General features: G+C 32.9%; 2 protein-coding genes. Both read right to left on the reverse strand.

Features of this window, described 5'->3' with window-relative positions:
- Positions 1 to 242: 242 nt before the first annotated feature.
- The gene (locus A0739_RS09540) at positions 243 to 623 is read right to left on the reverse strand and encodes an immunity 22 family protein (RefSeq protein ID WP_061587807.1); all 381 of its coding nucleotides are present in this window, start codon (positions 621 to 623) and stop codon (positions 243 to 245) included.
- A 14-nt stretch (positions 624 to 637) separates the two neighbouring features.
- Positions 638 to 1337, reverse strand: a 700-nt coding sequence (locus tag A0739_RS10495; protein ID WP_231082584.1) for a hypothetical protein, incomplete at its 5' end; no start/stop codon positions are given.

Consider the following 1337-nt stretch of genomic DNA (forward strand, 5'->3'; position numbering starts at 1 on the left):
GGGCGGTCGATTTTCTTATTGATGTAGGTGGGAATATTCTCAGATTTTCTAAGTTTTTTCAATAGTAAAGATATAATGGGAAGTAGTTAAGATTCTTTAAAGTGGTTGCATAAATCGCTTGAATATTGATTTTTAAACTTTCTATATTCCTTTGAAAATTATTTTTGTTTTTAGGAAACTGTTTGTAATTCTAAAAAATTAAGATAGTTAGCAGTTTCACATTGTATAAACAATCCAAAATATCACTTATATTCAACAACTCCAATAAATTTTGTATTCTCTGTAGTTAATACTTCTCCTGTATAACTATAATTGTATATTAAAATTATAGAGTTACTAAGTGAAATAGCATCTTCAATACAATTTTTTTTCAAGTTGTTTACAATAACATCTTCATATGAGACACCTTTTAACATTTGGTATAGATCTGAATAATTACTGTTAAGGACTTCCTTTTCAATCATATAGTCATCAATATCATCAATATCAATTTCATAACTTTCATAAAATAGTGACGGAACCACTTCACCTTCATCATCGTAAATTAAAGTAAGGAATTCATCTAACTGAGATTTACTTTCAAAATTACCTACCCAGATAGACACTGTATTTTCTGTTTCCATAATTAATATCCTTTCTATTTTAGAACAATTCTCAACCCTTCTGGCAGAGATTCCACACCGCCAAGTAGTCGATAATTTGCCCAATTATTTAGTCGTCTGACAAACATTTCATAATTCAATGAACTATAAATTATATTTAACAACTCATTATGCGCAATAGTGGAGCCCCTTCCTCCATGAAAACCTGAGGGATTCACAAATTTCACTTCAGATATAGCTGTCCTAAGTTCACGAATTTGTTCTGCTTTTATTCCCCAATACTTAAATTGAGGAGCTCGGGAAACAAGATGCCACTCATGCATTCCACCAGGGGATCTTAGCTGCCTTTCTATTTTTTTTCTTAAATGCTTATTCTCCCAAATTTCATCTAATTGCTCCGAAGTCAATCTATTAAAAAATTCTTCAAAATTACCTGACTTTACCGTGGGAATATCTTTTGGAGATAGATTACTAAAATTATCTAGTAAATTATCAACAATTGTTGCATTACGAGCTCGGAGTCTATCCAGTCGGGTGTTTTCTACATGTTTCGCTTTAGAAGCCAGATTATCCAAGCTCTTTCCTAGACCTGTATCTCCCAGACTCTTACTCATTTTTTCAAACCGCATCATTTGACTACCAGTTGAAGTCTCTCGTACGACTACAGTCGGTACTTCCAAAGTAAACTGCTTGGCTCGCTCCAGCCCTTCTTGGGTTGCCCTGCTTAGATTTAGA

Source organism: Streptococcus oralis (genome assembly GCF_001588645.1).
GTDB classification, from domain to species: domain Bacteria; phylum Bacillota; class Bacilli; order Lactobacillales; family Streptococcaceae; genus Streptococcus; species Streptococcus oralis_AB.

Coding starts and splice junctions, on each gene's coding strand:
- A0739_RS09540 (WP_061587807.1), bottom strand. CDS start 623: ATGGAAACAGAAAATACAGTGTCTATCTGGGTAGGTAATTTTGAAAGT.